The sequence below is a fragment of the Paenibacillus helianthi genome (assembly GCF_001909055.1).
Taxonomy (GTDB): domain Bacteria; phylum Bacillota; class Bacilli; order Paenibacillales; family Paenibacillaceae; genus Paenibacillus_AQ; species Paenibacillus_AQ helianthi.
On the sequence record NZ_LVWI01000074.1, the window covers coordinates 25,352 to 32,536 of the forward strand.

Consider the following 7,185-nt stretch of genomic DNA (forward strand, 5'->3'; position numbering starts at 1 on the left):
TAACTCATTAGCTTTTTGAATAAATTTTTATGAATTTATCGTAATCACGAATATAATCTTCGGGATCATATAAATGAGATGCAAGTACTAATAATACACAATCAGGTGAGAAGTCATACATTTCATGCCAATCATTAGGTTCAAGAATGAGTATTGTATTCGGGGAATCTAATTCTACTTCTTCTGTCCTTTTGGTATTATCCAAATGCACTTTGCAACTCCCCGTAACACTTATTAATGCCTGCCTGGTTTTATAATGGGCATGAAATCCCCTGCGGACTCCAGCTATAGTACCATATATGTAGAATACTCGTTTGAACTCAAAAGGGATGGATTTATTCTCTTCCAGTACCGTTAGTTGTCCCCTTTCGTCACCCAAAGATTCTATTCGCACTATTCTACTTGATAATGTCTGCACTTTAATCCTCCTTATAATTCGTCCAATATCCCAACCGATTCTTAAACATAGTCAATTAGAATGAGAAATTTATATAATTGATTTTCTAAAAATGAATGACGATAGAGCTTTGATCTTTGCAGAAATCGTAATTTATCTTTCAATGACTTTCGATCTTGGATAAATAGCTTTAACTGATCGAGTTTTTCAGCATCTAACTGATCTGCATAAAGCTTATTAAACTCCATTGCCTGCTTTTTCAAAAGTTTATGACCGGAATGCTTTCGAAAACTCCTCCACTTATTCCGCAATTCGTGCAGAATAGTTCGATGGCCACCTACAACATTATTGTTATGCTGCCTATAATATAGCGTTGGTTGCTCGTCATAATATACTCTTCCAAAGGCAGATACACATAGATAAATCCACCAATCATGCATTTGAAGATTTATTGGATTAATCGTTTTAGAAGTAACTAAGTCTCTCGCCGCTCTATTAATAACCATGGTCGCACCTACAGCAATGTTTTGTACTAGAGCATTGTAGAAGTGTGGAGCCTTTTGCGGAGGATCTGGCCACACTTTAATTGGACAAAGGCTTTGATCTGCCAGCATTGTAGATGAAAAATACATACCAGCCGTATCACTTAGCTGCAAAAAACGCACCGCTCTTTCGACCTTATCCTTCATCCAAACATCATCTTGATCACAGAAACAAAAATAAGATGTATCTAAGTCTACTAAGTGTAGCAACTCAAAAAAACTTTGTATAACCCCTACATTACTACCTTTAATGAAACGGATTTTGTCAGAATACAATTTCACATATCTTTGGATGATGGGCACTGTATTATCGTTTGAACCATCATCGCGAATAAGAATGGCTATATTATGATAGTTTTGTTGTAATATACTTTGCAGTTGTTCTTCAATATACTTTTCGCCATTAAATGTTGACATTAGAACCTGGACTTTATTCATTTGTCACCTCAAGAGGATGGTTACTTAATTTCAATTGAATTGATTAAAACTGAAAGTTCCCTGGTATCGTTATTAATATTCAATTTAGCTGGAATCATCGTTCTAGCTGCTTTCAGGGTAACTTTAATCACTTTATCGAAAGGAACTTTAACATTAAAAGTGAAATTGCCCTCTCTTACTATTTGTCTGTCTATTTCAACTCCGTCAATCAGAACCGCAATTTCATTTGACTCTATATAATTTGTCATGTAACCATTAATAACAAGTGTCCCAGATTGACCGGCTAATAACTTGACACTCGCTTCTTTTCCCATCCAACTACCAGATCCATTGCTCTCTGGAGCATACCATCCTGTCTGTTCAGCTCCTGTAGCCAATGTACTTCCAACCTTGCTTTTATATAGCTCATAACTTTCATATTGACCAGTGACTAATCCGATACTATTCAAATTCATTGCCTCTCCCTTGAGATCAAAGATTAACGTCCCTGGAAGTTTATCATTAGTAAAGGCATCCTGGACTTGAACATTAAATTGGAATATATCGTTTACAGATATAGCATTTTGATTATTTAATTTGACACTTTTATCGCCGCCACCGTTCATCTTACCTTCTATAATATGTTGTTTCTGTTTACCGCTGTATAACATCAGAACTTCATTACTCGTGAAATCAGCAAGTTCTACACTTTTATTCAATTTTCCGAATACGATATATCGTTCATTTCTTGAATCAAGTTCGGTCTCCTTCAGGTAATATACAGGTATATTAATACTTGAATTGGGTAACTCTTTTGTAAAATGAACAGTTTTGCCTAATTGAATCTTTGTATATTCATCCCAAAACGAATCATGGATAGCCAGACTCATTTCCGATTTAAATATAGATGGGGAATATACGATTGCACCGTCTTCAATATTCCTGAATGCATCACTTTTAATAAATGAGTTTATAAATGATAACCGCTGTTTTAAATAATTTTGATGTTTAGTAATTGTATCACTCTGAAAATTACTAAACATACATGCCAAAGCGACCATACTAGAACCTATCAAAAGTACAACTCTTTGATTCTTCTGAGAGGATATTCTAGGCAGTATCCAGCTTATTAATAAACAAAAAAACAAAATAAATGCAAATAATGAAATATACGAGGCAGTAACAGTCACAAACGTACTTGTTTTAACTGCATTTTGATACAGGGGAGTAACTGACAGTAAAGTACTTGGTAAGAACACATAAGCTGCAGTCACACACAACAAGGCGATCATTTTTTTCAAAGGCAGTGTCTCGTTAGAATCTTTCAATAATTTATAAAAGACATAGAAAGATAAAATACCTAAAATAATATTTTCCAGTGTAAATACTTGGGCTATCATATTTAAATATCGGTTATCAAATTGCTGATCACCATATAAAGTAAATAATATATACCGATACTTAGCACTAAAGAATAATAAGCCCGGTATAGCACTAAGACTCAAAACTACGATAGCATATATACAGTCACGGATTGAAAAGCTAGCAATATCAACAGTTGCTCCTTCATATCCTGCACCGAAAAGTGTTCGCCAAACCAGATAAAATATTAGATATGCTGCAGTAGATATTACTATTGGAAGTACTTTTAAGATGGACTTTTTCAGTCCCTTCTCTCTACTAAGTACTATTAACAAATAAAGAGGAGCGAATAAAATAAATAATTCGTAAGTAAAGAGACATATAACATATGCTAATGTACTGAAAATCAAATGTTTTCTTTGCTTATTCTCAAGGTATAGATAAAAACTCCTCAATGATAAAAATAAAATAGTTATACTTAACCCATAAAACGATGTATATGCATTAGGGATAGTCGGTTCCCATGAAAAAGTTAAACATACGAAATAAGCAAAGCATACCATCCAGCTCAAGACGTTGGATTTCCTGATTTCTTTACATAATAAAACAAACGAATAAATGTTAGATAGCAGTATTAATAAACTCAGTATACGAAAAACAAACGTGTTTTTAATAGCAAACATTAGCATAGCTATCACATTACCAAAAAAATATGCTCTTCCTTGACCTAGTGTAATATTGGCAATAGATTCATAGATTGATCCTATACCTTTCTGGGAACTTATTAGTGTTATTAACTCATCATTAACATTTATCCATGGTCTCATAAAATATGTAATTTTATATCCAACAATCACCAACATAAAAATAACTAGTATTGGTTTTTGCTTTATAAGGAGAATAAAATCTGATATTTTATCATAAATTACTGATTTCATCTTCTCACCTAATTTAATAATTGGTTTAAAGCAATAATCTAATACTAATGATATTTGTTTTTGAAAATTTGTCCGTTTACCTAGTATTAAAGTAGACAAAATACTATTTTTTTGCAATACTGCATTAGTAAATAAACAGAAAATAATAGTAAACACAAGAAGAACTGGCTCGTAATTTGGATTCTTACTTGGTATAAGCTGCTGTACTTGGGAGCGTTCAACGATATTAAGCATATAAAGAAACCCAAAACAAATTCTAAAAGCTAAGAAATGAAAAAGAGCTATTGTTAACGTAATTTCACCTAATGTAGTGAACACTCTTTTCAATATATTTATATTTCTAATTAAATAACTTATTATAATTGTAATTGAAATGCCAATAAAAGCAGAGATTACATTAATAATAGGATTACCAAAACTTCTGCTAGGATAATCCGTACCTCCCCATTTTATATTAGCAAAATAATATAAGGGGTAAAGAAGCATTACTAACGCACATATAAGAATATCGCTATTGATTTTCATTTGTGTTGTCTTAAATTTGCTCTTTGATAAAAGAAGGCCGCACATAAAGTAAAACTGTGCAATTAAAACCAGATCAAATAATGTTCTTTGAAAAACAATATTATGTCTTACATACCAGTATCCAATAATAAAAAGTATTAATGATGTAATTAGTACTGCAGTCTTTCTTTTACGAAAAATATCATATAAAGCCTTCTGCAATACGGAGCACAGAAATAAAACAATAAAAAACCATGATACCCCTGCTAAATCTGATCCTATGTTAAAAGCAAAAAAATTATAAATGCTTTGGATAAAACCTTCTGTATTCATTGGTTCGTTATAGAACAACAATCCAAATCCCAGTAAATTCATAATCCATCTAAATAAGAAGAATAGAATATTAATACAACATACAGGTATTATAAGTCTCAAAAACCTGTCTCGGGTGAAAGCATAAAAACCTTGTTTGTCTAAATTCGAAGTAAATCCGGATATAAAAAAAAAGGCAGGCATGTGGAATAAATAAACGTATTTAACCAGAAATCCATTCTCATGCCCGATAACTACAAAGAGTATAATTAATCCCTTGAAAATATCAATCCAATCAATTCTTTTATTTGCTTCCAAATGAATACCCACCTATTTATGTCCCTTCTTAACAATCTGCGCGTTTACTTTTTCCGCTAAATTTACAAACTCAAAAAAAATAGAAGTGACTAAATAAAGTTTTCTTTTGAGCAACATTACACTCAACCTCTTAAATATTCTGTGCTTGCGATTATCTATTAACCCGTTATCCACAACATATCTGTTTTGAAAAAAATCACTAAAGCTACTATTCACTTTCCCCATAAATTCCTTTATCATAGAATATCTTCTAAAGAAACTTTGATTCCTGATTGGATAGAGAAGAACCCCAAGAATTTGATGAATATATAGCGAGCCTTTGATCTGCTTTTGAATATGAATCGGTAGATCAGCGGCACGCTTTATCGCAATATTTGTTGTATCAATAATAACAAAGCGTTTATTACTAAATTTTGAATTTTGTATAGATCCAGGCCGTTGTACATACTTATACATTGGTTTTTTTACTATCACAAAACGATTAGCCCGAGCCAAAATTATAGGAGTAACAGCTACATCTTCATTGTTAAGGCCTGTTGGATAGTCCAACCCCTCAAACAAACTTCTATGAATAATTTTATTCCAGGATGCAGCAACCAAAGGAGTGTCCATAATCTGAAAAAAAGCACTCCCTCTATTGGGGTTATAGCAGCAACTTATTACACTGGAACCATCTATTTCATATTCACAATTAATATCGCAAATCCCCAACTGCGCGCCAGTTTGTATCATTTCATTTAGAATTTCATTATACATATCAGGTTCTACATAGTCGTCTGAATCTAAAAATATTATATATTCACCTTCAGCATGGTTGAGACCATAGTTTTTCGCATCAGACAACCCACCATTAGTCTTGTGAAAATAACGAATTTTAGTTGGAAAGTCCTCACTATATTTCAGAGCGATTATTTCAGATTGATCAGGGGAACCGTCATTAATAATAAGTATTTCTGAATTTCCTGGGAGCGCAGCCAATGCAGAATCTAAACAACGTTTAAGATACCTCTCAGTATTATAGACAGGTATAATCACTGAAAGTGTTTTATTATAGTCCAAATCTGAGTCTCTCCCTTTCTCTTCTTTCAAGTACTCTTTGCTTAACCTCATCTTTTAAAGTGTAATTATTTAAAGCATAATCTTGCACTCTACATATTTCAGCAAACTCCAACTCTTTATTAATACTAAGAGTTACACTTTTTTCTTGCATTCTATGATAATTTAGAGATTCATCCAAATAGGCTACTTTACCAAATTCGAGAATCCTCATGTAGGCATACCAATCTCCAGCTAATCTATACCCTCTAGAAATTTCCAGTATTTCATGGTAATCCCCATTTTTAAACACAGCACTTGAGGCATTAGCTATAGTGTTATTGATACACATCGTTGAGGTAATCTCCTCTGATCCATCTAAAATATAGCTTTTATCCCATTTGCCAGTTTTATAAATATCTATCCATGGCCGAAGATCTTTCATCAAGACTTGGTTATGCTCATTCATCGTTAAAGACTCACAGTATGAAATTACAACGTCATCGTCGTGAAATCCTTCCATTACACTTTCAAGAAATCTAGGATGGCAACTATCATCGGCCTCTGCAATCCATACATAATCTCCTGAGGCATGTTTAAATCCATACTGCCATTGAGCGAATACATTCCCACTATTTTTTTCATTAATAATAAATTTAATATTTTTCGGGGATCCAAGTTTTTTTAAGTGATCTTCAATAACTCCCACACTGTTATCTCGAGAACAATCGTCTATTATTATTAACTCATGAATAGGATAGGTTTGAAGCAGGACCGAATCAATTCGTTCAACTATATATTCAGCATAATTATAATTAGGAATCACAACTGAAACTTTTTTTGCATTTTCATTTAAAATGCTTGATTTATACGAATTACTATATATATCAATAATCCCTTCCCCAGAATACTCACGAAAAAAGTTACGTTTAACAAAATAACTCATTCTTTTTTTCACCTTATAAGGAACAGGCGACAAAATATATATTCGCTTTGCTATCTTTCTAATTCCTTGTTTTATATTCAAAATCATTACTCCTCAAATTAACTATTTTTTAAAATAGCTCTTCCAAGCTTTTCGTACTAATATATAGTTTTGCCGCGTCTCATTTCTATATAATTCCAATTCCTTATTTGTCTCTTGTACCAATGACATTTCAACACTATGCTCACTAATGATTGCATTAAGTCTAGCTATTTCATTTTCATAATCGTCACATATCTCTTGAATACGACAATTATTCTCGTTTTGACGTCTATCAATTTCCTTCTCATAGTCTTCAACAATTGTTTTAATTTGATTGTTTTTATTATTCATCTCATTTGAATTTTCATTATGAATTCGTACTATTTCTATTTC

At 32.4% G+C, this 7,185-nt stretch carries 6 protein-coding genes; all 6 read right to left on the reverse strand.

Going from position 1 to position 7,185, the window contains the following annotated elements; all coding sequences use genetic code 11:
• Positions 1-7 precede the first annotated feature (7 nt).
• Positions 8-418: a sugar 3,4-ketoisomerase gene (locus A3844_RS26190; protein ID WP_074108973.1), complete on the reverse strand. Its 411-nt coding sequence runs from the start codon at positions 416-418 to the stop codon at positions 8-10.
• Positions 419-459: 41 nt separating this feature from the next.
• Positions 460-1,377: a glycosyltransferase family 2 protein gene (locus tag A3844_RS26195; RefSeq protein ID WP_074108975.1), complete on the reverse strand. Its 918-nt coding sequence runs from the start codon at positions 1,375-1,377 to the stop codon at positions 460-462.
• A 20-nt stretch (positions 1,378-1,397) separates the two neighbouring features.
• The gene (locus tag A3844_RS26200) at positions 1,398-4,790 is read right to left on the reverse strand and encodes an acyltransferase family protein (RefSeq protein WP_167374742.1); all 3,393 of its coding nucleotides are present in this window, start codon (positions 4,788-4,790) and stop codon (positions 1,398-1,400) included.
• Between the two features lie 12 nt (positions 4,791-4,802).
• Positions 4,803-5,849 carry a glycosyltransferase family 2 protein gene (locus A3844_RS26205; protein WP_074108979.1) on the reverse strand — a complete coding sequence of 349 codons (1,047 nt, stop codon included), beginning with the start codon at positions 5,847-5,849 and terminating at the stop codon, positions 4,803-4,805.
• Complete coding sequence (locus A3844_RS26210) at positions 5,839-6,852, reverse strand: glycosyltransferase family 2 protein (RefSeq protein ID WP_074108981.1); 1,014 nt, start codon at positions 6,850-6,852, stop codon at positions 5,839-5,841. The genes A3844_RS26205 and A3844_RS26210 overlap by 11 nt, the downstream gene beginning before the upstream one ends.
• A gap of 21 nt (positions 6,853-6,873) precedes the next feature.
• Positions 6,874-7,185, reverse strand: a 312-nt coding sequence (locus A3844_RS26215) for a hypothetical protein (RefSeq protein WP_167374743.1), incomplete at its 5' end; no start/stop codon positions are given.

Bases quoted from the DNA above. Each gene is read 5' to 3' on its own strand.
- A3844_RS26195 (WP_074108975.1), bottom strand. From the start codon at position 1,377: ATGAATAAAGTCCAGGTTCTAATGTCAACATTTAATGGCGAAAAGTAT.